21 protein-coding genes are annotated in these 22,567 nt (G+C 71.7%); 13 read left to right on the top strand and 8 right to left on the bottom strand.

Annotated features, from left to right (window positions below; genetic code table 11):
• Positions 1 to 27: 27 nt before the first annotated feature.
• The 5 genes from BUE29_RS00570 to BUE29_RS00550 all read right to left on the bottom strand — a co-directional run bounded on the left by BUE29_RS00570 (position 28) and on the right by BUE29_RS00550 (position 6,270).
• Positions 28 to 474 (bottom strand): hypothetical protein, encoded by a 447-nt coding sequence (locus tag BUE29_RS00570; RefSeq protein ID WP_073384670.1) that lies wholly within the window; start codon positions 472 to 474, stop codon positions 28 to 30.
• Positions 471 to 2,837, bottom strand: coding sequence for a bifunctional FO biosynthesis protein CofGH (locus BUE29_RS00565; protein WP_073384668.1), 2,367 nt, complete (start codon positions 2,835 to 2,837; stop codon positions 471 to 473). The genes BUE29_RS00570 and BUE29_RS00565 overlap by 4 nt, the downstream gene beginning before the upstream one ends.
• Positions 2,838 to 2,901: 64 nt before the next feature.
• Entirely contained in the window at positions 2,902 to 3,648 is a 747-nt protein-coding gene (locus BUE29_RS00560) for a succinate dehydrogenase/fumarate reductase iron-sulfur subunit (RefSeq protein ID WP_073384666.1), read from the bottom strand.
• A gap of 58 nt (positions 3,649 to 3,706) precedes the next feature.
• Positions 3,707 to 5,647, bottom strand: coding sequence for a fumarate reductase/succinate dehydrogenase flavoprotein subunit (locus tag BUE29_RS00555; RefSeq protein ID WP_073384664.1), 1,941 nt, complete (start codon positions 5,645 to 5,647; stop codon positions 3,707 to 3,709).
• The gene (locus BUE29_RS00550; protein WP_084180707.1) at positions 5,644 to 6,270 is read right to left on the bottom strand and encodes a succinate dehydrogenase cytochrome b subunit; all 627 of its coding nucleotides are present in this window, start codon (positions 6,268 to 6,270) and stop codon (positions 5,644 to 5,646) included. Before BUE29_RS00550 ends, BUE29_RS00555 begins: the two co-directional genes overlap by 4 nt.
• Before the next feature lie 209 nt (positions 6,271 to 6,479).
• On the opposite strand from BUE29_RS00550, the gene BUE29_RS00545 reads away from it, so the two are divergent.
• The 10 genes from BUE29_RS00545 to BUE29_RS00505 all read left to right on the top strand — a co-directional run bounded on the left by BUE29_RS00545 (position 6,480) and on the right by BUE29_RS00505 (position 15,598).
• A complete protein-coding gene (locus BUE29_RS00545; protein WP_073384662.1) occupies positions 6,480 to 7,358 on the top strand; it encodes a LysR substrate-binding domain-containing protein in 879 nt (292 codons plus the stop codon).
• 62 nt (positions 7,359 to 7,420) lie between these two features.
• A complete protein-coding gene (locus BUE29_RS00540) occupies positions 7,421 to 7,870 on the top strand; it encodes a helix-turn-helix transcriptional regulator (RefSeq protein WP_073384660.1) in 450 nt (149 codons plus the stop codon).
• Positions 7,871 to 7,875: 5 nt separating this feature from the next.
• Complete coding sequence (locus tag BUE29_RS00535) at positions 7,876 to 8,286, top strand: VOC family protein (protein WP_073384658.1); 411 nt, start codon at positions 7,876 to 7,878, stop codon at positions 8,284 to 8,286.
• Between the two features lie 31 nt (positions 8,287 to 8,317).
• On the top strand, positions 8,318 to 10,678 hold the full coding sequence (locus BUE29_RS00530; protein ID WP_073384655.1) for an ATP-binding cassette domain-containing protein: 2,361 nt from the start codon (positions 8,318 to 8,320) through the stop codon (positions 10,676 to 10,678).
• A gap of 7 nt (positions 10,679 to 10,685) precedes the next feature.
• Complete coding sequence (locus BUE29_RS00525; protein WP_084180574.1) at positions 10,686 to 11,471, top strand: helix-turn-helix domain-containing protein; 786 nt, start codon at positions 10,686 to 10,688, stop codon at positions 11,469 to 11,471.
• On the top strand, positions 11,468 to 11,860 hold the full coding sequence (locus BUE29_RS00520) for a VOC family protein (protein ID WP_073384653.1): 393 nt from the start codon (positions 11,468 to 11,470) through the stop codon (positions 11,858 to 11,860). The genes BUE29_RS00525 and BUE29_RS00520 overlap by 4 nt, the downstream gene beginning before the upstream one ends.
• A 410-nt stretch (positions 11,861 to 12,270) precedes the next feature.
• On the top strand, positions 12,271 to 13,125 hold the full coding sequence (locus tag BUE29_RS00515; RefSeq protein ID WP_073384651.1) for a helix-turn-helix domain-containing protein: 855 nt from the start codon (positions 12,271 to 12,273) through the stop codon (positions 13,123 to 13,125).
• A gap of 173 nt (positions 13,126 to 13,298) precedes the next feature.
• Complete coding sequence (locus tag BUE29_RS21710) at positions 13,299 to 13,721, top strand: hypothetical protein (RefSeq protein WP_143167906.1); 423 nt, start codon at positions 13,299 to 13,301, stop codon at positions 13,719 to 13,721.
• Between the two features lies 1 nt (position 13,722).
• On the top strand, positions 13,723 to 14,220 hold the full coding sequence (locus BUE29_RS00510) for a hypothetical protein (protein WP_073384649.1): 498 nt from the start codon (positions 13,723 to 13,725) through the stop codon (positions 14,218 to 14,220).
• Positions 14,221 to 14,308: 88 nt separating this feature from the next.
• Complete coding sequence (locus tag BUE29_RS00505) at positions 14,309 to 15,598, top strand: ROK family transcriptional regulator (RefSeq protein WP_143167905.1); 1,290 nt, start codon at positions 14,309 to 14,311, stop codon at positions 15,596 to 15,598.
• A gap of 45 nt (positions 15,599 to 15,643) precedes the next feature.
• Here the strand turns inward: BUE29_RS00505 and map are convergent, their stop codons facing one another.
• On the bottom strand, positions 15,644 to 16,411 hold the full coding sequence (gene map / locus BUE29_RS00500; RefSeq protein ID WP_073384645.1) for a type I methionyl aminopeptidase: 768 nt from the start codon (positions 16,409 to 16,411) through the stop codon (positions 15,644 to 15,646).
• A 52-nt stretch (positions 16,412 to 16,463) separates the two neighbouring features.
• Between map and BUE29_RS00495 the strand changes: the two genes are divergently transcribed.
• Positions 16,464 to 16,754, top strand: a complete 291-nt coding sequence (locus BUE29_RS00495) for a helix-turn-helix domain-containing protein (protein ID WP_073384642.1) — start codon at positions 16,464 to 16,466, stop codon at positions 16,752 to 16,754.
• Positions 16,755 to 16,790: 36 nt separating this feature from the next.
• On the top strand, positions 16,791 to 17,144 hold the full coding sequence (locus tag BUE29_RS00490; RefSeq protein WP_073384640.1) for a VOC family protein: 354 nt from the start codon (positions 16,791 to 16,793) through the stop codon (positions 17,142 to 17,144).
• Positions 17,145 to 17,173: 29 nt separating this feature from the next.
• On the opposite strand, the gene BUE29_RS00485 is transcribed toward BUE29_RS00490, so the two are convergent.
• Complete coding sequence (locus BUE29_RS00485) at positions 17,174 to 17,506, bottom strand: MarR family winged helix-turn-helix transcriptional regulator (protein WP_268766560.1); 333 nt, start codon at positions 17,504 to 17,506, stop codon at positions 17,174 to 17,176.
• Between BUE29_RS00485 and BUE29_RS00480 the strand changes: the two genes are divergently transcribed.
• Complete coding sequence (locus BUE29_RS00480; RefSeq protein ID WP_200799966.1) at positions 17,423 to 17,959, top strand: zinc-binding dehydrogenase; 537 nt, start codon at positions 17,423 to 17,425, stop codon at positions 17,957 to 17,959. The two genes, BUE29_RS00485 and BUE29_RS00480, sit on opposite strands and share 84 nt — an antisense overlap.
• An 88-nt stretch (positions 17,960 to 18,047) precedes the next feature.
• On the opposite strand, the gene BUE29_RS00475 is transcribed toward BUE29_RS00480, so the two are convergent.
• Complete coding sequence (locus BUE29_RS00475; protein ID WP_200799965.1) at positions 18,048 to 22,391, bottom strand: Ig-like domain-containing protein; 4,344 nt, start codon at positions 22,389 to 22,391, stop codon at positions 18,048 to 18,050.
• Positions 22,392 to 22,567: the final 176 nt, after the last annotated feature.

Genomic DNA, 22,567 nt, shown 5'->3' with positions numbered 1-22,567 from the left:
GGCCGCGTCCCGGACTGCCCGCGGTGCTCAGCCGCGAGGGTTCGGCGCCGTGCGGACGAACGGCACCCGGGCCGGCGGCAGGTAGTCGGGCCGGAACACCTCGAACTCGAGCACCTCGTCGTCCAGGGCCACGAACAACGGTTGCGCGGCGCTGCGCCACTCGGCGATCCACAGGTGACCGAGCCGCGTCACCGGCACGTCGACGTCGTCGGCGCGCCACGCCGTCACCCGCACGTCCGGTCGGGCGAAGCCGTACCGCAGCCACCACGTCGGGTCTGCCGTCTCACCGGGGGACGCCTCGGACGTGCCCGGCCAGCCGGCGTCCGGCTCCCAGGGTTTCCAGTATCCGTCGCCGTCGCCGGGGTCGCCGTCCTCGACCGGCTCGTCGACGCGGAAGAACCCGTCGCTGCGCCATCGGAACGTCCGGCCCGACAGCGGCATGACGACGGTCTCGACAGTGCGCGCCTCGCTCACGCCGTCCGCAGCGCGGTGGCGGGCTCGGCGTAGAGGGTGCTGCGCTGGACGGCGAACCGGCCGGCATCCGCGGCGACGGCCTCGAAGTCGGCGGGCTGCCAGCCCTGGCCGTGGGTCGCGCCGGCGGCCCGGCTGATGTTCTCGTCCATCAGCGTCCCGCCGAGGTCGTTGACGCCGGCGTTGAGCAGCTGCACCGCGCCCGAGCGACCGAGCTTCACCCAGGACGCCTGGATGTTGTCGATCAGCCCGCGATACGCGATGCGCGCGACGGCGTGGACGAGCAGGACCTCGCGGAAGGTCGGCCCGCGTCGCGCGCCGCGCTTGAGGTAGATCGGCGCGGCCATGTGGACGAAGGGCAGCCCGACGAACTCGGTGAACCCGCCGGTGCGGGCCTGCAGTTCGCGGGTCCGCACGAAGTGGCGGGCCCAGTGTCGCGGGGACTCGACCGAGCCGAACATCATCGTGACGTTGCTGCGCAGCCCCACCGAGTGCGCCGCCTCGTGGGCGTCCAGCCACTGCTGGGTGTCGATCTTGTCCGGGCACAGGACGGCGCGAATCTCGTCGTCGAGGATCTCGGCGGCCGTGCCCGGCAGCGTCTTCAGACCGGCGTCGCGCAACCGGGCCAGGTAGTCGGGCAGCGGCTCGCCGAGCCGACGCGCACCCTCGGTCACCTCGAGTGCGGTGAAGCCGTGCACGTGCAGGTCCGGCACGGCCGCCTTCACCGCCCGGGTGACGTCGACGTAGAACTCACCGTCGAAGCTGGGGTGGATGCCGCCCTGCAGGCAGACCTCGGTGGCGCCGAGCTCGGCGGCCTCGACGGCGCGGCCGGCGATCTCGTCCAGCGAGAGCAGATAGGGCTTGCCGCGCAGGTTCAGCGACAGCGGGCCCTTGCTGAAGCCGCAGAACGTGCACTTGAAGGTGCAGACGTTGGTGTAGTTGATGTTGCGGTTCACCACGTAGGTGACGGCGTCGCCGACCGCCTCGCGCCGCATCGCGTCGGCGACCTCGGCCACCGCCGCGACCTCCGGGCCGCGGGCCGTGAACAGCGTGGTGATCGCGTCCTCGTCGAGCTGCTCACCGGCCACCGCGGCGTCCAGGGCCTCGCGCACCGGCCCGCGGGCCCGGGCCGGCGCCGGGAGCAGCGCCGGCGGCTCGACGTCGGCGCCGGAGTACCAGGCACTCGACCGCCGCCCGATCTGCACGACCTCGGCGCCCGTGCCCACGTTCGCCGCGGCCTCGTGCCGTTCGGGCCAGTGCGAGCCGGCGTCGTCGCGGGCGAGCCCCTCGGCGTCGGCCCGGTCGAGGACGGCGAAGCGCAGGTCGGCGTCGAGCCAGCGCTGCGGCGCCTGCGCGAACTCCGGGTAGATCGTGAGCCGCGGCGCCAGGGTGTGCCCGGCCGTCTCGGTGGCTGCGCGCAGCGTGTCGAGCGCCGGCCAGGGCCGCTCCGGATTGACGTGGTCGGCGGTGACGGGGGAGACGCCGCCCCAGTCGTCGATGCCGGCGTCGACCAGGGCCGGCAACGTGGCCTCGTCGGACAGGTTCGGCGGCGCCTGCAGGTGCACGTCGGCGGGCAGGATGAGCCGGGCCAGCGCGATCGCGCGCAGATGGTCCTCGGTCGGGCACGGCGCGGCGTCACGCATGGCGGTGCCCGGCTTGGGCAGGAAGTTCTGGACGATCACCTCCTGCACGTGCCCGTGCCGGGCATGGCTCTCGGCGATCGCCTGCAGCGCGGTGATGCGGTCGGTCTCGTCCTCGCCGATGCCCACCAGGATGCCGGTCGTGAACGGGATCGCGAGCCGGCCGGCGGCCTCGAGCGTGGCGAGGCGGCGGGCGGGCACCTTGTCGGGCGCGCCCCGGTGGGCGGCGAGATCGTCGCGCAGCGACTCGATCATCATCCCCTGGGACGGCGCGACGGAGCGCAGCGCCGCGAGCTCCGCCTCGCCCAGCGCGCCGGCATTGGCGTGCGGCAGCAGACCGGTCTCGACCAGCACCGCCTCGGCCATCGCCCGCAGGTAGTCGACGGTGGAGGCGTAGCCGTGCTCGGTCAGCCACTCCCGCGCCTGCGGGTAGCGCTGCTCGGGCTGCTCGCCGAGGGTGAACAGCGCCTCGTGGCAGCCGGCGGTGGCACCAGCGGTGGCACCAGCGGTGGCGATCGCGAGCACCTCGTCGCGGGTCAGGTACGGCGTGCTCAGGTGGCGCGGCGCGGTCGCGAAGGTGCAGTACCCGCAGCGATCGCGGCACAGCCGGGTGAGCGGGACGAACACCTTCGGCGAGTAGGTCAGCCGGGTGCCGAACGCACGATCGCGGACGTCGCGCGCCGCCGCCGTGAGGTCCGCCGTCGACCAGCTGGCGAGAGACGTCATGTCCCCATCATCCACACCGCCGCCGCTCCCCCCGGGAGGGGGAGCGGCGGCGGATGGCGGAACGTCAGCGACGGCCGCTACGGACCGCCTTGCGGAACTGCTTGTTCATGTCGACGATGCTGAAGAACGGGATCTCCTTCGGGCACGCCGCGACGCACTCGCCGACGTTCGTGCAGCCGCCGAAACCCTCCTCGTCCATCTGGTTGACCATGCCGAGCACCCGGGTCTCGCGCTCGGGCTGTCCCTGCGGCAGGGCGTTGAGGTGCGCGATCTTGGCCGACGTGAACAGCATCGCCGACCCGTTCGGGCAGGCCGCCACGCAGGCCCCGCAGCCGATGCAGGTCGCGTTCTCGAACGCGCGGTCGGCATCGGGCTTGGGCACCGGCGTCGAGTGCGCCTCGGGCGCCGCGCCGGTCGGCGCGGTGATGTATCCGCCGGACTGGATGATGCGGTCGAACGCGGTGCGGTCGACGACGAGGTCCTTGATCACCGGGAACGCGGTCGAGCGCCACGGCTCGACCTCGATGGTGTCGCCGTCGGAGAACTCGCGCATGTGCAGCTGGCACGTGGTGGTCTGGACGGGGCCGTGCGCCCGCCCGTCGATGCACATGCCGCACGAGCCGCAGATGCCCTCGCGACAGTCGTGGTCGAAGGCGATCGGGTCCTCGCCGTCGAGGATGAGCTGCTCGTTGAGGACGTCGAGCATCTCCAGGAACGACATCTCGGCCGAGACGTCGTCGACCGGGTAGTCGACAAAGCGGCCGTCGGCCTCGGGGCCGTTCTGTCGCCACACGCGGACGGTGATCTTCATGCGGGGCCCCCGCGGAATCGTGTAACCGGTTTTGTGGAGCGATTTCGTGGGGTGCTCTTCATGTGTAGCTCCGTTGTGCGAGGTGGACGTACTCGAACTCAAGCGCTTCCTTGTGCAGCACCGGGCCCTCGCTCGAGCCGGTGTACTCCCAGGCGGCGGCGTAGCTGAAGCCGTCGTCGTCGCGCTCGGCCTCGCCGTCGGCGGTCTGGTGCTCCTCGCGGAAGTGCCCGCCGCACGACTCCTCGCGCACCAGCGCGTCGAGGCACATCAGTTCGGCGAACTCGAGGAAGTCGGCGACCCGGTTGGCCTTCTCCAGCTGCTGGTTGAGCTGCTCGCCGGTGCCGGGGATCTTGACGTTGGTCCAGAACTCCTGGCGCAGCTCGGGGATGCGCTCGAGCGCCTTGCGCAGCCCGGACTCGTTGCGAGCCATGCCGCACATGTCCCAGACCAGCATGCCGAGCTCGCGGTGGAACGAGTCGACCGTGCGCTGCCCCTGGATGGAGAGCAGCGTGTCGATGCGCTGCCGGGTCTCGGTCTCGACCTGCGCCACCGCCGCGTCGGTGGCCTCGACCGTGCCGAGCTTCGCCGTCGCGAGATAGTCGTTGAGCACCGGCGGCAGCACGAAGTAGCCGTCGGACAGGCCCTGCATGAGTGCGGACGCGCCGAGACGGTTCGCGCCGTGGTCGGAGAAGTTGGCCTCACCGATCGCGAAGAGTCCCGGGATGGTCGTCTGCAGGTCGTAGTCGACCCACAAGCCGCCCATCGTGTAGTGGACGGCCGGGTAGATGCGCATCGGCACCTCGTACGGGTTCTCGGCCGTGATGCGCTGGTACATGTCGAACAAGTTGCCGTACTTGGCGGCGACCGCGTCGCGGCCCAGCCGCTCGACGGCGTCGCCGAAGTCGAGGTAGACACCCAGCCCGCCGGGGCCCACGCCGCGCCCCTCGTCGCACTGGTTCTTCGCGGCCCGCGAGGCGATGTCGCGGGGCACCAGGTTGCCGAAGCTGGGGTAGATCCGCTCCAGGTAGTAGTCGCGCTCGTCCTCGGGGATCTCGTTCGGCGGCCGCTCGTCGCCGCGCTTCTTGGGCACCCAGATGCGGCCGTCGTTGCGCAGCGACTCGCTCATCAGCGTGAGCTTGGACTGGTAGTCGCCCGAACGGGGGATGCACGTGGGGTGGATCTGCGTGAAGCACGGGTTCGCGAGGTAGGCCCCGCGCCGGTGCGCCCGCCAGATGGCCGACGCGTTGGAGCCCTTGGCGTTCGTGGAGAGGTAGAAGACGTTGCCGTAGCCGCCGGTCGCCAGCACCACGGCGTCGGCGAGGTGCGTCGTGATCTCGCCGGTGACCAGGTCGCGCGCGACGATGCCGCGGGCGCGGCCGTCCACCATGACGAGGTCGAGCATCTCGGTGCGGGCGTGCATCTCGATGTTGCCGGCGTCGATCTGCCGCTCGAGCGCCTGGTAGGCGCCGTAGAGCAGCTGCTGGCCCGTCTGGCCCCGCGCGTAGAACGTGCGCTGCACCTGCACGCCGCCGAAGGATCGGGTGTCGAGCAGACCGCCGTACTCCCGCGCGAACGGCACGCCCTGCGCGACGCACTGGTCGATGATCTGCAGCGAGATCTCGGCCAGCCGGTGCACGTTGGACTCGCGACTGCGGAAGTCCCCGCCCTTGATCGTGTCGTAGAACAGCCGGTGCACGGAGTCGCCGTCGTTGCGGTAGTTCTTCGCGGCGTTGATGCCGCCCTGCGCGGCCACCGAGTGCGCACGTCGCGGCGAGTCCTGGAAGCAGAACTGGATGACGTGGTAGCCCTGCTCGGCTAGCGTGGCGCCGGCCGATCCGCCCGCGAGGCCGGTGCCGACGACGATCACGCGGTGCTTGCGACGGTTGGCCGGGTTGACCAGCTTGGCCTCGAACTTGCGGGTGGACCACCGGTCCTCGATGGGGCCGGCCGGTGCCTTGGTGTCGGCGATCGGGTCGCCGACGGTGTACGAGGTACTCACGAGATCACTCCAGTCATGACACCGACGGGGACGGCGATGAAGCCGAGCGCGATCACCGCGGCGATCGTCGAGCCGGCCGCCTTGACGGCCCGGTCACGGACGGGGTTGTTGATGCCCAGCGTCTGCGTCGCGCTCCAGAAGCCGTGGTTGATGTGCAGTCCGAGCATCACCATCGCGACGATGTAGATGATGTTGATCCACCACACCTGGAAGTCCGCGGTGACGTTGTCGTACACCTGGCCCTCGTGGAAGTCCGGGTTGGTCACGCCGGCGGTGAGGTCGAGCAGGTGCCAGACGATGAACAGCGCCAGGATGGTCCCGCCGTAGCGCATGGTGCGGGTGGCGAACGTGGCCTTGGCCCGCTGGCCGGCGGCGTACTTCACCGGCCGTGCCTTCACATCACGACGCGAGAGCTGCGCGGCGGCGGTGATGTGCAGGAGGACGGCCACCAGCAGGCCGGCCCGCGAGATCCAGAGGAACCACCCACCGTGCAGGACGGGCTCGCCGACGGTGCGCAACCAGTCGGCGTAGTGGTCGAAGTCGCGCCGGCCGAAGAAGATCTTCAGGTTGCCGAGCATGTGGGCGAGCAGCCAGGACAGCATGACCAGGCCGGTCACCGCCATGACGATCTTCTTGCCGATCGAGCTGTGCCAGAAGGCCGGCAGGCCACTGCGGTTGCGGCGGGCGGAGCGTCCGCCGGTGCCACGGCCGGGGCCGGCCTGGCGCTTCTTCGGTTGTGTGATGACCACGTGGATCGACGGTAGGACGCGAACGATCAGAGGGGAAACAGATGACAACTGTCGTCCCGATAGCGTCTGACTATCATGGGCTCGTGCAGCTGCAACAGCTGGCCTACTTCGTGGCCGTCGCCGACATTCGTCACTTCACCCGGGCGGCCGACGAGATGGACGTCGCGCAGCCGACGTTGTCGCAGCAGATCCGCGCCCTCGAACGCAGCCTCGGTGCGCCGCTGTTCGCACGCAGCCCCGGAAACGTCGAACTGACCGCCGCCGGGGCGGAGCTGCTGCCCATCGCCCGGCGCATGCTCGCCGAGGCCGACAACGCCCGTCTGGCGCTGCGCGAGCTGGGGGAGCTGGGGCGTGGCAAGGTGCGGCTGGGGGCCACCCCGAGCCTGTGCACCGGCTTGGTGCCCAAGATCATCGGCGACTACCACCGCAGCCATCCGGGTGTGGCGATAGTCATTACCGAGGGTGGGTCCCGGGACCTGCAGCGGTTGCTGGCGGAGGGGGCCCTCGACCTCGCGCTGCTGGTCGACTCGCGCGCGCAGGACGACCCGCGGCTGGTCACCGAGCCGTTGTTCGTCGAGGAGCTCGTCGTCATCTCGGCCCTCGACGCGCCGCCGCCCACGCGCCGCGCCCGGATGCAGGTCGCCGAGCTGCGCAGCAAGCAGCTGGTCATGTTCCGGGAGGGGTACGACCTGCGCGAGACCACGCTCGCCGCGTGCCGGGCCGAGGGGTTCGAGCCGACGTTCGCCGTCGAGGGCGGCGAGATGGACGCCGTGCTGGGGTTCGTCGCAGCGGGCCTCGGCGTCGCCGTGGTGCCGAGCACGGTGGTGGGGGAGCGGTTCCGCACGACCCGCCTCGCCTCGCCCGGACTCGCCCGCACCGTGCAGGTCGCCCGGCGCAGCGGCGTCGAGCTCTCCCGGGCCGCGGCCGAGCTCGCGGCGTCGATCGGCCGGGCGACGGCCTAGCTGTACTTGGCCGCGGCGTCGCAAGTACCCCGGAACGGGCCCGGACGTGACACCATCTCGGCGTGACGAGCGCCCCGGATGCCGCGCAACGGCGTCGTGATCTCGCCCGGCTGCGGCGGGTCCGCGACCGGATCGACCGCGAGTACGCGCAGCCGCTGGACGTCGAGGCCCTCGCCCGTGGGGTGCACCTGTCCGCCGGCCACCTCAGCCGCGAGTTCCGCCGGGCCTACGGCGAGTCGCCGTACAGCTACCTGATGACCCGGCGCATCGAACGGGCGATGGCGCTGCTGCGGCGCGGCGACCTCGGCGTCACCGAGGTGTGCTTCGCCGTCGGCTGTTCGTCGCTGGGCACCTTCAGCACCCGGTTCACCGAGCTGGTGGGAGTGCCGCCGAGCGTGTACCGGCGCGCTGCGACGGAGGCGACGGTCGGGCTGCTGCCCTGCGTGGCGCGGCAGGTCGCCCGACCGGTCAGGAATCGAGAAGCCGCGCCCGTCGTCCCGGCCCTAGCGTGAGCGCCATGGACGTCACCATTCAGGCCAGTTTCCTTCCCCACGACGACCCGGAGGCCTCGCTCGCGTTCTATCGCGACGTGCTCGGCTTCGAGGTCCGGTTGGACGTCGGCCAGGGCGCGATGCGCTGGCTGACCGTCGGGCCGCCCTCGCAGCCGGACACCTCGGTCGTCCTGTCCCCGCCCGCGGTCGGGCCGGGGTTCACCGACGAGGAGCGCCGCGTCGTCACCGAGATGATGGCGAAGGGCACCTACGCCATGCTCGTCCTCGCCACGAAGGACCTCGACGTCACCTTCGAACGACTGCAGGCCGCCGATGCCGACATCGTCCAGGAGCCGACGGACCAGCCCTACGGCGTGCGCGACTGCGGCGTGCGCGACCCGGCGGGCAACATGATCCGCGTCCAGGAGCTGTCCTGACCCCGCCCGCCGCCGGACGGAGGACCTGCGCATGCGCGACGCCGACCGCCACGATCTGATCCGCGTCCACGGGGCGCGGGTCAACAATCTCAAGGACGTCAGCGTCGAGCTGCCGAAGCGCCGGCTCACCGCGGTCACCGGCGTCTCGGGCTCGGGCAAGAGCTCGCTCGTCTTCGGGACGATCGCCGCCGAGTCGCAACGACTCGTCAACGAGACGTACAGCGCGTTCCTGCAGGGGTTCATGCCGACGCTGGCCCGGCCGGACGTCGACGTGCTGGACGGGCTGACCACCGCGATCATCGTGGACCAGGAGCGGCTCGGCAGCGATCCCCGCTCGACGGTCGGGACCGCGACGGACGCCCATGCGCTGCTGCGGATCCTGTTCAGCCGGCTCGGCCGGCCGCACGTCGGCTCGCCCCAGGCGTTCTCCTTCAACGTCGCCTCGATCAGCGGTGCCGGTGCGGTGACGGTGTCGAAGGCGGGCCGGCAGACCAAGGAACGCCGCAGCTTCGCGATCACCGGCGGCATGTGTCCGCGCTGCGAGGGCCGCGGTGCGGTCAGTGACATCGACCTGACCCAGATCTACGACGCGGACCGCTCGCTCGCCGACGGCGCGCTGCTCGTCCCCGGTTACAGCATGGACGGCTGGTACGGCCGCATCTTCGGCGGCGCCGGGTTGCCCATGGACAAGCCGATCGCGAAGTTCGGCAAGCGCGACCTCGACAAGCTGCTCTACGGCGAGCCGACGAGGATCAAGGTGGAGGGCGTCAACCTCACCTACGAGGGGGTCGTCACCAAGATCCGCAAGTCGATGCTGTCGCGCGACGTCGACACGCTGCAGCCGCACGTCCGCGCGTTCGTCGAGCGCGCGGTGACCTTCACCGGCTGCCCGGACTGCGACGGAACGCGGCTGACCGAGGCGGCCCGGTCGTCGAAGATCGGGAAGGTCTCCATCGCCGACGTGTGCGCGATGGAGATCCGCGATCTTGCCGGGTGGGTCGAGGAACTCGACGAGCCCGCGGTGGCGCCGCTGCTGCGGGCGCTGCAGGAGACGCTCGACGCGTTCGTCGACATCGGGCTGGGCTACCTGGCCCTCGAGCGGCCGTCGGGCACGCTATCCGGCGGCGAGGCCCAGCGCGTCAAGATGATCCGGCAGCTGGGCTCGTCGCTCACCGACGTCACCTACGTCTTCGACGAGCCGACGGTCGGCCTGCACCCGCACGACATCCAACGGATGAACGAGCTGCTGCTGCAGCTGCGCGACAAGGGCAACACCGTGCTGGTGGTCGAGCACAAGCCCGAGGCCATCGGCATCGCCGACCACGTCGTCGACCTCGGGCCGGGTGCCGGCTCCGCCGGCGGCGAGGTCGTCTTCCAGGGCACCGTCGCCGGGCTGCGGCGCAGCGGCACGCTCACGGGCCGGCACCTCGACGACCGGGCCAAGCTCAAGGAGCAGGTACGGACGTCGTCGGATGTGCTCGAGGTGCGCGGTGCCGTCACGCACAACCTGCGCGACGTCGACGTCGACATCCCGCTGGGCGTGCTCGTGGTCGTCACCGGGGTCGCGGGTTCGGGCAAGAGCTCGCTCGTCGACGGCTCGGTGGCCGGTCGGGAGGGCGTCGTCGTCGTCGACCAGACGGCGATCCGCGGGTCCCGGCGCAGCAACCCGGCCACCTACACCGGGATGCTCGACCCGATCCGCAAGGCCTTCGCCAAGCAGCACGGCGTCAAGCCGGCCCTGTTCAGCGCGAACTCCGACGGGGCGTGCCCCAACTGCAACGGCGCCGGGGTGGTCTACACCGACCTCGGGATCATGGCCGGGGTCGCCACCACGTGCGAGGTGTGCGAGGGCAAGCGCTTCGACGCGTCCGTGCTGGAGTACCGGTTCGGCACCGGCGACGACGCCAGGGACATCAGCGAGGTGCTGGCCATGCCGGTGTCCGAGGCCGCGGCCTTCTTCGCCGCCGACGAGACGTCGGTGCCCGCCGCCTGCCGGATCCTCGACCGGCTGGCCGACGTCGGCCTGGGTTACCTGACCCTCGGGCAGCCGCTCACGACGCTGTCCGGTGGCGAGCGACAGCGGCTGAAACTGGCCGCCCGGCTGGGGGAGGCGGGCACGGTGTACGTCCTCGACGAGCCGACCACCGGCCTGCACCTCGCCGACGTCGAACAGCTGCTCGGCCTGCTGGACCGGCTCGTGGACGGCGGGAAGTCGGTGATCGTCGTCGAGCACCACCAGGCGGTGATGGCACACGCCGACTGGCTCGTCGACCTCGGCCCGGGGGCGGGTCAGGACGGCGGCCGGGTCGTCTTCGAGGGCCCGCCCGCCGATCTCGTCGCCGCCGCCTCGACCCTCACCGGCGAGCATCTCGCCGCCTACGTGGCCGGGTGATCGGAGCGTGCCGGCGCTGCGCTACTACGCGCACGCGGACGTGCCGGTCGGCGAGCACGTCGGGCTGCCGTCCGCGGAGCTGGTCCTCGTGCTCGCGCTCGACCGGCCGTTGGAGCTCGCCACCCCGAGTGAGGGGCGGCGGCGGTTGCACGCGAGCGTGTCGGGCCTCGACGACCGGCCCGCCACGATCTTCACCGGGGGCTCCGAGCGCGGGGTGTTCTGCTCGCTGACGCCGGTGGACGCGCGTCGCCTGCTGGGCGTGCCGGCCGCGTCGTTGGCGGGCCGCTGCGTCGACCTCGCCGACCTCGTCGGCGCGCGGCGTGCCGATCGCATCGTCGACCGCCTCGCCGCCGCGCCGGACGGTGCCGCGTGCGTCGACCTGCTCGCCGGCTTCCTGGGGGAGCGGGGTGGCGGCCGGCGTGGCGCCGTCCGGCCCGAGGTCGCGCACGCGCACCGGCTCGTCGCCGGCTCGCACGGCCGGTGTCGTGTCGCGGACGTGGCGCGCGAGGTGGGCTGGTCCTCGCGGCAGCTCACGCGCGCCTTCACGGCCGAGTTCGGGATGGCGCCCAAGGCGTTCGCGCGGTTGGCGCGGTTCCAGGCGGCCCGTGTCCGGGTGCGCCGCGGCGAGCCGCTCGCGACGGTCGCGCACGCCTGCGGCTACGCCGACCAGGCGCACCTCACCCGGGAGTGGACGCTGCTGGCCGGGCTCCCGCCCACCCGGCGGCGTCGCCATGACGTGTTCGCAAATCTTCAAGACGATGCGCCGGCCACGGCCGCAGACTCGTCGACATGACCACCGATCACAACGTCTGGCCCGGCCTGACCTACGACGACCCGCTCGCCGTCCGCGCGTGGCTGCTCCGCCTCGGCTTCGTCGAGGGCGGTTGCTACTTCGCCGACGACGGCGTGACCGTGCATCACAGCGAGATGCTGTGGCCCGAGGGCGGGCGGGTGATGCTGTCCAGCCGCGGCAAGACCGACGACACCTTCGCCGTCGGGCGCGGTGCCGGCTCGGTGTACGTCGTCGTCGACGACCCCGACGCCGTCCACGCCCGCGCCAAGGACGTCGGCGCGGCCTTCGTGCGCGACCTGGAGGACACCGACTACGGCTCGCGCGGCTTCAGCATCCTCGATGCCGAGGACAACCGCTGGAGTTTCGGCACCTACGCCGGCGGGCACTGACCCACCGCCGTGCTCCGTCGGCACCGCGACGGCCGAGACCGTCTGCGCAAGACGTTATGTCAATCCGATCCGCGTGGACGCCGGACGCCTGGAGCCGGGAGCGGTCGCGCCGGACAATGCCGCCGCGTCCCATACGGTGTGGTCGGCGCCGACCCGAACCCGTGCGGCGCGTTCGTCATACGAGCGACGTTCATCGACGAGCGGCGTGCAGGATGATGAGGCGCGTACGTCATCGCATGGATCGCGGGACGGCAGGTCCGCTCGGGCAGCTGCCGTCCCGCGGCGGGGTCGGCTGGTGATCCAGCACATCGCGCCGATAATGCACATTATGTCAATCGGCCCAGACTCCCGCTACCTGGGCCCCGCTGTCGACTTCGACGGACGTGCCTTCGACCTGCACTATCTCCGTCATGGATCTCGGTCACCAGGTGCGGGTAGCACGAACCGCACGCGGGATGTCCCAACAGCAGTTGGCTGACTCGGCGGGGATCTCGCTCCGTACGCTGCGGTCGATCGAGCGCGGCGCGACGAGCCGGCCGCAGCGCCACTCGTTGACGTGTTTGGCGCGCGCGTTCGGGTTCACGACCGCACAGACCGCCACCTTCCTCGCGTCTGCGGCGCCGAACCCCACGACGTCTCGCCTGGCTCCCGTCGTCGGCCGCTCGCTCGACGTCGACGCCTACCTCGGTACCGGACAGCGCCCGCTCAACAGCGCCACACGCGTGGTGTCGTCGAACGCCCGCATGACTATCGGTCCGGACCGACTATCCCACTACCTGGACCACTCGCTGTTGCTCGAGGGCAGGGACCATCCGGTCGCGCACCACTGGCTGCTGTGGGGTGACGATCCGAGCCTGGACCTCGACGCAGTGAGCGCCGACGTCACGATCGGCGGGACGGTCGCCGCCTTGCTGCGGATACCGGGCCACGACCTCCTCGCGCTGCGCGTGGCCCTCGATCCGGTGCTGCGTCCGGGGGTCATGCACGAAGTGGGTGTGCGATGGGAGTTTCGGCATCTCGCAGACTTTCCCCCCGCGTCGGAGCCGGACTTCGCCATGGGGTGGCGCGACGTGCCCCACCTGGCAACGGTGTCCGTCACGTTCGTCGACCCCTCAGCACCACGACGGTTGTGGACGACGGCGGGCGCCAACCCCGCCGACTTGCGTGTCGAAGGCCCGATCTCCCTCGATCCGACCGGATCGGCGTCGGTCACGCGGCATGTCACTGCCCCGGGGATGGTCGGCATCAGCTGGACGTGGTCGTAAGCGGCAAGTTTTGCGGCAAGAGCTGGGCCGCAACGACCTGTCCGACGCGCGGATGCGCGAACGTCTAGCTGACCACTTCGGACGAAACCGGATCCGGGACGAACCAAAGGAGGAAGCTCGTGCGACGGATAGGCACAGCCTTCGGAGTCGGCGCTGCAAGTGTCGCGGGCCTGATGATCGCAGCATCCCCGGCTGCGGCCGCGAGCGGCGAGTACGACATTGCCACCTACCAGTCTTGGGTCAACGGAACCTATTGGTGCGTGAACAACGCCCAGAACAGCGCGTATGGCTGTTTGGAGGTACGGGGCGACTATCTCCAGGTGGGTGATGTCAAGGCCGACGGTCGGCGCACTGGCATGCAGTGGTCCACCAGTGGCGGCCGGAAGGGTCTGTGTGTCAACACCGCCGGCAAGGACTTCAGCTTTACGCCCCCTACTCAACAACCCAGCGGCAAGCACCTGTGCAACAAGGACTTCGGCGAAGGAGCCACCATCACCTTCCGAGTAGGGAGCTGCGACGCTTCCGCGCATGACTGCACGAACCTTGCGAACTGGAGCCAATGGTCTGACTGGATCTCCCGGAAGAACGCGAGCTGACATGTCCAAGCGTCGGTACACCCTCTCCTTCGCCTCGTTGCTGTCGCTGGCCACAGCGGCGATCGCGACCGCGTCACCGGCCATGGCCGCTGATGGTTTCGAGACCGCGACCGCCTCGGCGTGGTCGACAGGCTCGCACTTCTGTGTCTCCAACGGCACGACACCCAGCAACCAGACTGCGGTGGGCTGCTTCCGCCCGAGTGGCGACCAGATCGAGCCCGGTGACACGAAGGTCGACGGTCGCAGAGTGGGTGTCCGGTGGAAGACATCCGACGGTCGATCGGGTATGTGCGTCAACACCGCGGGCAAGGACGCGGTCTTCGATCCGGTCGTGGTCACATCGCCGGCCCAGGGCGGACACCAGTGCAACAAGGACTTCACCGAAGGCATCTCCATTACCTACCGCGTGGGCACCTGCGACGCCTCGGTCCACAGCTGCAACGTGCTCGCAAACTGGTCTGAATGGAGCGGCTGGATCACCCGCGGCACGAACGAATGAGAGTGGCGGCGTGACGGAGCTCCCGTGGGGACGATCACCCTTGTGTCGAAGTATTGACTGAACGTCGGCCGACGGCGACTGTGTGCCCGTGCAGACCGGTGCGGGATCCCAGGACGCGGCCCAGCGCGCCGTTCGGCAGACGAGCGGCGCGTTGCGCGCGGCGAACCGAGCGAGTGTCGTCCGCGTACTCCGGCAGGCAGGCGGCGCGACGCGGGCGGAGCTCGTGCAGTACACCGGCCTCTCGCGCGCCACGGTGTCGAGCGTTCTCGGCGAGCTCGGCGAGCGTGGGCTGATCACCGAGCGCCGGTCGGCGGCCGGGGCCGGCATGGGCCGACCGGCGGCCCGGGTCGCGTTGGACCGCTCGGCGGGTACCGCCATCGCCGTCGACATCGGCGTCCGGCACGTCGCGGTCGCGGTCGGCGACCTCTCGCACAGCGTGCTCGCCGAACGCTGGGTCACCGCGCCGCGCGGGCACGCCGCCGCGCGCGGCACCCGTCTCGTCCTGCGCAGCATCGAGGAGGCGATCGAGCAGGCCGGCGTCGACGCCGAGGAGCTGGTGGGTGCGGCGGTCAGCCTCGCCGCGCCCGTGGCCACCGACAGCAACCGGCTCGCGGTGCCCGGCGTCCTACCCGGTTGGACCGACTCGACGCTCGCCGAGAGCGTGGCCGCGCGGTGGGGAATCCCCGTCGTCACCGAGAACGACGCCAACCTCGGCGCCCTCGGCGAGGCGCTGGCGCGCCCGGCCGCGGGCGGCGGCGACATCCTGTTCGTGAAGGTCGCGAGCCGCATCGGTCTCGGCATCGCGCGCGGCAACCGGGTCGTCCGGGGTCGCAACGGCTATGCCGGCGAGTTCGGCCACGTGACCGTGCGCCCGCGCGGCCAGCAGTGCTGGTGCGGTCGCCGCGGCTGTCTGGAGCTGTACGCCGGCGGCGACGGCATGCTGCGCCGGCTCGCGGGCACCGCCGCCGCCGCCGACTCCATCCCCGATCTGGTCGCCGGCGCCCGCGCGTCGCGGGAGCGGCGCCGGGTCGTCGACGACGGCGCCGCCGCGCTCGCCCGCGCCCTCACCGACATCGCCGTCGTGCTGGACCCCGCCCGCATCGTCCTCGGCGGTGAGCTCACCGGCCTCGGCGATCTGCTCGTCGACCCGATCCGGCGCGAGCTGGGGGCGCTGCCGTTCGGGTCGACGGTGGAGCTCCGCGTCTCGCCGCTCGGCGAACGCGCCTCGCTGGTGGGTGCACTCGGCCTGGTGCTCACCGAACCCGCCCGCTTCGTCGATCGCTCCCAGGGGCGGGTCGTGCCGCGCCCGGCGGACGACGATCACGCGCCGTCCTCGCCGCCGCTGTCCCTTCCCGCCGCTCGGGAGGCGCAGCCGTGACATGCGTCCCTCCCCCGCGCGGCCGGGTCGCGTTGGTCAGTTGCGTCAGCAGACGGTCAGCACGCGCGGGCCGTCGTCGGTGACGGCGATGGTGTGCTCGAAGTGCGCACCGCGGGAGCCGTCCGTGCTGCGCAACGTCCAGCCGTCGTCGTCGACGCGATAGGCGTCCTGCCCGCCGGCGAGGAACCACGGCTCGATCGCGACGGTGAGTCCGGCCTCCAGGCGCATGCCGCGTCCGGGACGACCGTCGTTGGGGATGTGCGGGCTCTCGTGCATGGTGTGGCCGACGCCGTGGCCGCCGAAGTCCGTCGACAGCCCGTACCCGGCGTCGCGGGCGACTGCGCCGATCGCGGCGGAGATGTCGCCGATGCGCGCCCCGGGCTGCGCGGCGGCAATGCCCGCCGTCAACGCGGCCTCGGTGCGCTCGAGCAGTCGGGCGTCGGCGGGGCCGGTGGTGCCGATGCAGAAGGAGATCGCGGCGTCACCGGTCCAGCCGTCGAGCGTCGCGCCGCAGTCGACGCTGAGCAGGTCGCCGTCACGCAGTCGGTAACGGGTGGGGGTGCCGTGGAGAACGGCGTCGTTGACGGACAGGCACACCACGCCCGGATAGGGACTGCCGGCGAAGGACGGCTGGTAGCCGAGGAACGGCGAGCTGGCGCCGGCCTCGCGCAGCACCCCCCGCGCGACCTCGTCCAACTGCCCCAGCCGCACTCCGACCGCGGCGGCAGCACGGGTCGCGGCCAGTGCCCGGGCGACGACCGCTCCCGCAGCCGCCATGGCCTCGATCTCCCCCGGCGTCTTCAGCTCGACCATGCTGCGTCCCCTCGATGAGCGTGATTGTTATACCGGTATTAGTATCACGGTCATGGTGCGTCCGATCCTCTCCCCCGCCGAGCGTGCCCGCGGCCGCCGGCTCGGTGCGGCACTGCGGCAGGCGCGGGGCGAGCGCAGCATGGTCGACGTCGCGATCGCCGCGGGCGTCCCGGTCGAGACGCTGCGCAAGATCGAGACCGGCCGCATCCCCACCCCGGCGTTCTTCACCGTCGCCGCGCTCGGCGGCGTCCTCGGTCTCGACCTCGCCACGCTCGCCGCCCACGTCGAGCCCGACGTCCGCTCCGGTCCCGACCTCGTGGCGCCGGACACCGCCACCGCCTAAGAGGCGCCCGGCGCCCTGGTGCGCCAGGATGTCGGCATGGAATCCGTGCTGGGCATCGGTGGGTACTTCGTCCGAGCCGGCGACCCGGGCGCCCTGAGCGCCTGGTACCGCGACTGCCTGGGGCTGGCCGCCGACGAGCACGGCATGTGGCGCCAGCAGGACGGCGTGACGGTGTTCGCGGCGTTCGACGCCGACACCGACTACTTCGGCTCGCGCGGCCAGGCCGTCATGCTGAACTTCCGGGTCCGCGACCTGGACGCGATGCTCGCGCAGCTGCGCGCCCACGGCGCGGACGTGGCCGCGGAGACGCAGGACCTCGCCGGTGTCGGCCGGTTCGGCTGGGTGACCGATCCCGAGGGCAATCGCATCGAGCTGTGGCAGCCGGCCTGACCGGTTCGGGCCGGAGTCGCACCGGCGCGTCAGTGCTCGAGCATGCGCTCCAGCAGTCGCGTCACCGCCTGCCGCTCGCGGCTGCCGAGGGCCTCGGTCAGCGGTCCGAGTGCCCGCCGCACGTCCGCGTACACCCGCTCGGCCAGCTCGTGACCGGCCGGCGTCATGACCACGTCGACGGCGCGGCCGTCGTCGGGGTTGGGGCCGCGGGCGAGCAGGCCGCGGCGCTCGGCGCGCTCGACGAGCCCGGACATCGTGGACTTGTCCAGCCCGAGGTGGTGCGCGCGCTGCTCGTGCTCGGCGCGACCGGGAACGCCGGGCGCATGGCGGTCCAGGTCGCGAAGCGGTTCGGGGCCGCACACGTCGTCGCCGCCGGCCGCGACCCCGATCGGCTCGCCGAGGTGGCGGCGCTCGGCGCCGACGTCACCTGCACCCTGGACGAGCTCGACCGGGCCGCCGACGTGGACGTCGTCCTCGACTACGTCTGGGGCGAGCCCACCGCACGCGCGCTGGTGGACGTGCTCACCGCCCGCCGCGACCGGGGCGTGCCGCTCACCTGGATCGAGATCGGCTCGGTCGCCGGCCCCGCCGCCGCGATCCCGTCCGCGGCGCTGCGCTCGGCCCGGGTGCAGCTCGTCGGCAGCGGTATCGGCTCGGTGCCGGGACGGGACTTCCTCGCCGAGCTCCCGCAGCTGGCGGCGGCGGTGGCCGACGGCGCGTTCGACGTGCGGGCACGCGCGGTGCCGCTCGCCGACGTCGAGCAGGCGTGGACGGCGGCCGCCGACAGCACCGACCGGATCGTGCTGGTGCCCTGAGCCGCGCGGGCGCGGGGCCGGGTGCGGACGTGCCGCTGCCCCGGGCCGTGACGACCCGGGGCAGCGACGTGGGATGCGCAGAGACGGCCTACGACGCGGCCACGCGACGCTTCGCCGACACCGCGCGCGCGGTGAGGTATCCCGACCGCGTGCCGGTGACCTTCACGGTCAGCGCCCGGCCCGCGAACCGGGTCGCGATCGTGTACCGCGCGTGGGTCGCACCCTTGATCGCCTTGCCGTCGGCGTACCACCGGTAGGCGTAGGCGCTCGGCCGGGGCGACCACGACCCGACCGCGGCCTTCACCGTGCGCCCGGTCGCGACCGTGCCTGTGATCCGCGGGCGTGCGGTGACGAAGACGCCGGACACCCGGGCCGGGCGGGACGTCCGCGACGCGGTCACGTAGTTCGGCCGCGTGGCCGTGACCCGCACCGTCAACCGGTGACCGGTCAGCGACCTCGCCACGACGTAGCTGCTCCGGGTCGCCCCCTTGATCGCCGTGCCGTCGGCCGCCCACTGGTAGGCGTAGGCCGTCGGCTTCGGCGACCACGTGCCCACCGCGATCCGAACCGTCCGGCCCGCGGCGACGGTGCCGGTGATGCGGGGCGTCGGGGCGGTGGTGAACGAACCGAGCACCGTCGTACGGACGGCAGCCGACGTGGTCTGCTGCCCGGCGGAATCGGTGACGAGCGCCTGCAGGTCGACGACCCTGCCCGCGAGGCCCGCGCCCGGTCTCCAGGTGAGCCGGTAGGGCGCGATCCCCGTCGTGGCCACCGGGGTGCCGTCGACGAGCAGCGTCGCCGACTGCACGGCGTGGTCGTCCGTCGCCCGGGCGAGCGCCGTGAGCGTCGCGCCCGCCTCGACCTTCGCCGTGCCCACGGGGTCCGCGAGCGCGGCCGTCGGCGCGGCGTCGACCACGCTCCCCGCCGCGGTCGGCACCGAGGCTGGAGCCGAGGAGAGCCGGCCCGGCGTGGTGACGGTCGCCGCCGGCGTGGTGTCCGGGCCGGAGATCGCCTCGGTCCCCGCGGCCGGGTCGGCCGGCCCCCCGGCGACCGGTGCGCCCGTCCCGACGTAGCTGGCCGACAGCGCGAACGGGGCCGACTGTCGGACGGCGCTGTTGTCGGCGTTGGCGTTGTAGACGGCGAACCCGTTGCCGGTGACGACGTCACCCGAACCGGAGAGCCCGGTGGTGGTGTCCGTCCCCGCGTCGGCGAGCAGGATGCCGTACGACTTCGAGGGATCGGCCTTGAAGTAGTTGCCCGTGATCCGACTGCCGCGTACGAACCCGTCGAAGCCGCTGGCGTATTTCACGCCCGTCTGCGCAAAAAGCGAGTTGGGCTTGCCTCTCACCACGGTGCCGGTCACGTACCCGTGGGCCCGGATGCCGGTGCGCACGGTGTTGTCGGCACTGCCGTCCTTGCCGCGGCCGCCGTCGAACAGGATGCCACCGGCCTGGTACCCGGTGACGAGGCTGTTCGCGACGGTCAGCTCGCTCTCGACCGTGCCCGGGCCGGAGCCGAGCACGAGACCGGTGCGCACGATGCCCCAGCCGTGGGGGTTGTCGGCCAGCTCGGCCGTCGTGCTCGCAGCCTTCATCGGTCCGACCACGCTCTCCGAGACGCGGCCGGCCGTCCCGAAGTACGCGATGCCGGCCTCGGCGAAGGTGTTCCCTGAGGTCACGGTGACCCCGGAGATGTCCACGAACATCTCGTTGGTGTCCGTCGAGCCGAGCGACTGTCGCGACACGGTGATGACGTTGCCGCCGCCGTCGCGCAGGTAGGGGGTGACCCCGGCCAGCGTGTCGAGCGACTGGTCCGGCTCGATCGTCACCTTGTCGGCGCCCGCGCCCTTGATCTTGAGCGGCTTCGTGATCGTCAGGCCGTTCGTGGCACCGGTCGCGACCGGGTTGCTCGCGCTGTAGACCGGTGTCGACGACTCCTGGTAGACGCCGGCACAGACCACGATCGTGTCCCACGGCGCGGCGTGGTCGACGGCGTCCTGGATCTTGGCGAAGTTCGCGTTCGGGCACTGCTGCTTGTCGTCGTCGACGACCCAGGTGCTGTTGCCCTTGGCGTTGCCCACCGTGTCCACGAGCTTCACGTTCCCGGCGGTGTTGTCGGTGCCGTTCAGCACCGCGACCGGGTCGGGGCCCGAGGTGGGCAGGCCCGAGCCGGCGCCGTCCGCCACGTCGCCGTCGGAGTAGACGGCCGAGCCGGCCGTCGCCTCCTGGAAGCGGACGTCGGCGAGCTGGATCGAACCGGACGCCGGCGTCCCCGCCGCCCCGAAGCGCAACCGCAGCGAGGCCAGCGAGGCGGTGTCGACGCCCTGCTTCGTGAACTCGGTGAGCGGCACACGGATCTGGTCGAGCACGATGTGCGTGTTCGGCGTGTTCGTGCCGGTGGACATGTGCAGGGCGTTGCCCCAGCGCGGGTCCTTCGCGTGCACCGTCGCGACGTGGCCGTCGGTGTCGGTCAGGTCGATCAGGAAGTCCTGCGTCGTGGCCGTCGGGTCGTAGGACGTCGGCTTCTCGTTCGGCCAGTCCGACCCGACCTTGGTGCTGTCACCGCGGTCGTCGGCGCCGGGGTTGCGGGTGTCGAAGAAGTTGACGTCCGCGTCCAGCGCCAGCGCCTTCAGCCCGCTGACGTCCTTCGACGCCGCCGGGATCTGTGCGGTGAGGCTGGCCGGGCTCGACTGCTCCCACGCCATGGTGAGCTGCCGGCCGTAGGACTGGTTGACCGGACCGTTCTCGCGGATGCCGTTCTGGCCGCCCAGCGCGCTCGCGGCGGGCAGCGGGCAGGCCTTCGCCGCGGTCGGCAGCGTGCTCTTGCCGAGCTGCGACGGGGCGAAGTCGTCCGGTTCGGGGTTGCACCAGTCGTAGCCGGTGGCGGTCGCCTTCGGGGTGGGCGTGACGCCGGCGGCCTGCGCGTACGGGTCGGCGAAGCCGGAGCCGGTGAGCGAGCCGCCGAGCGCGTCGAGCGTGAGCGGGTTCTCGACCTCGGGTCGGATGAGGTCCACCCGCTCGTTCGGCGCCGCCACGTAGGTGGTGTTGACCCGTTCCGAGCACGCGATCCGGGTACCGGAGTCGCTCGTCGGGCACGCGGACGCGGGCACCTGCAGGTGCGAGTCGGTGTCGGAGAGCTCGCCGGTCAGGTACGGCTCGAAGGCGCCCTCACCGCCGACGTAGCGTCGGAAGAACGCCGCCATGGTGGCCAGGCCGAGCTTCTCCTGGTCGCCCATGCGCGCCGGGTCGCCCGAGATCTTGGTGTTGACGGCCGGGTCGTAGGTGTCGGCGTTGTCGGCCCCGTTGTTCACCGCGTAGTTCTTCGCCGGGTCGGTGTAGCTCGCGGCGCCCGACAGCCGCAGGTTGTGCGGATGCACGTTGGTGTCGGCGAACGGGGTGGAGTTGCCGCACGCCGCGTCGTTGTTGTTCTGGCCGTCCGCGCTGCCGTCGGCGTACCAGACGGTGTTGTACCAGTTGTGGATCGCGCCCAGCTGCTCGACCTGGATGCGCGGGAAGGGGTCGTTCGGGTTCGCGTACTGGCTGCGCTCGAAGAAGCGGGCGCCCTGCAGGTTGGAGACGTCGCCGTCGCACATCGGCAGGATCGTCATGTACGGCATGCCGTAGGGCGCCTTGCGCTCGTAGTCGACCGGCGCCAGCGAGATGACGCCACGAATCGGATAGCGCGGCCCGTCGGTGCGGATGCGGTTGTAGTCGATGAAACTGGTGACGGCGTCGCCGCCGCGGGAGTGCCCCATCAGTCCGATGCGGGTCAGGTCGAGCCTGCCTGCGAGCGTGTCGCCGATGGTGGTGTGCGCGTCGTCGGTCAGGCCGCCGGGCTTGTTCGCGGCCGACAGCGCGTCGAGGGCCTTGGCGATCAGCATGCGCCGCTGGTGCATGCCCTTCCCCTTGCTGTTGTCCTGGCGCATCATCAGCTGGTCCTGCGACAGGGAGAAGACGGTGTAGCCCCACGTCGCGAGGTTCTCGCCGAGGTAGGCGTAGCCGGCCTCGTTGCGCTTGAAGGACGTGCACGTCGCGGTGGTCGAGTCCTGCCCGGCGTCGCACGAGCCGTGGTTGCCGTGGACGAGCACGATCAGCGGCGAGGGCTCGCTGCGCTCGGCCGGGTAGTAGAGCGCGCCACGGATCTCGAATCGTTCGGCCGACTGTGCCTGCCCCGTCCCCGGCGCGGCGCCCGACGAGTTCGGCTCCTGCAGGTCGGCCAGCCCGAGCTTGACCTCCTGGATCGTTTTGATCGTCTCGGTGCCGCGCGCCGTCGGGTCGGGCAGCGTGGTGGCCTCGGCGGCCGCCGGGCTCGCCGCGGGAGCGGTGGTCGTGGGGGTCGCGTTCGCGATCGGTGACAGCACCGACACGCTCAGGGCCACGGCCAAGGGCAGCGCGACGCGCACCCTCGTCCTCCGGCCGGGTGACAGCTTCACTCAGGTCCTCGCTCGTGGTTGAAGGTTTGACCAGACGAGCGGAACCTAAGGAGCTTTCATGTGGTCGATGTTGCGGCAGCGTTCCGGCCGCGCGCGGGGTCGGGCACGAACCGGACACCGTGTTACGGCGCAGCGACGGAGCCGTCGGTGTGGCAGGAATCCGTCACTGCGACCGG

The organism is Jatrophihabitans endophyticus, from assembly GCF_900129455.1.
Taxonomy (GTDB): domain Bacteria; phylum Actinomycetota; class Actinomycetes; order Mycobacteriales; family Jatrophihabitantaceae; genus Jatrophihabitans; species Jatrophihabitans endophyticus.
The sequence above is the reverse complement of the archived record's forward strand: the minus strand, read 5'-3'. Positions and strand labels throughout refer to the sequence as shown.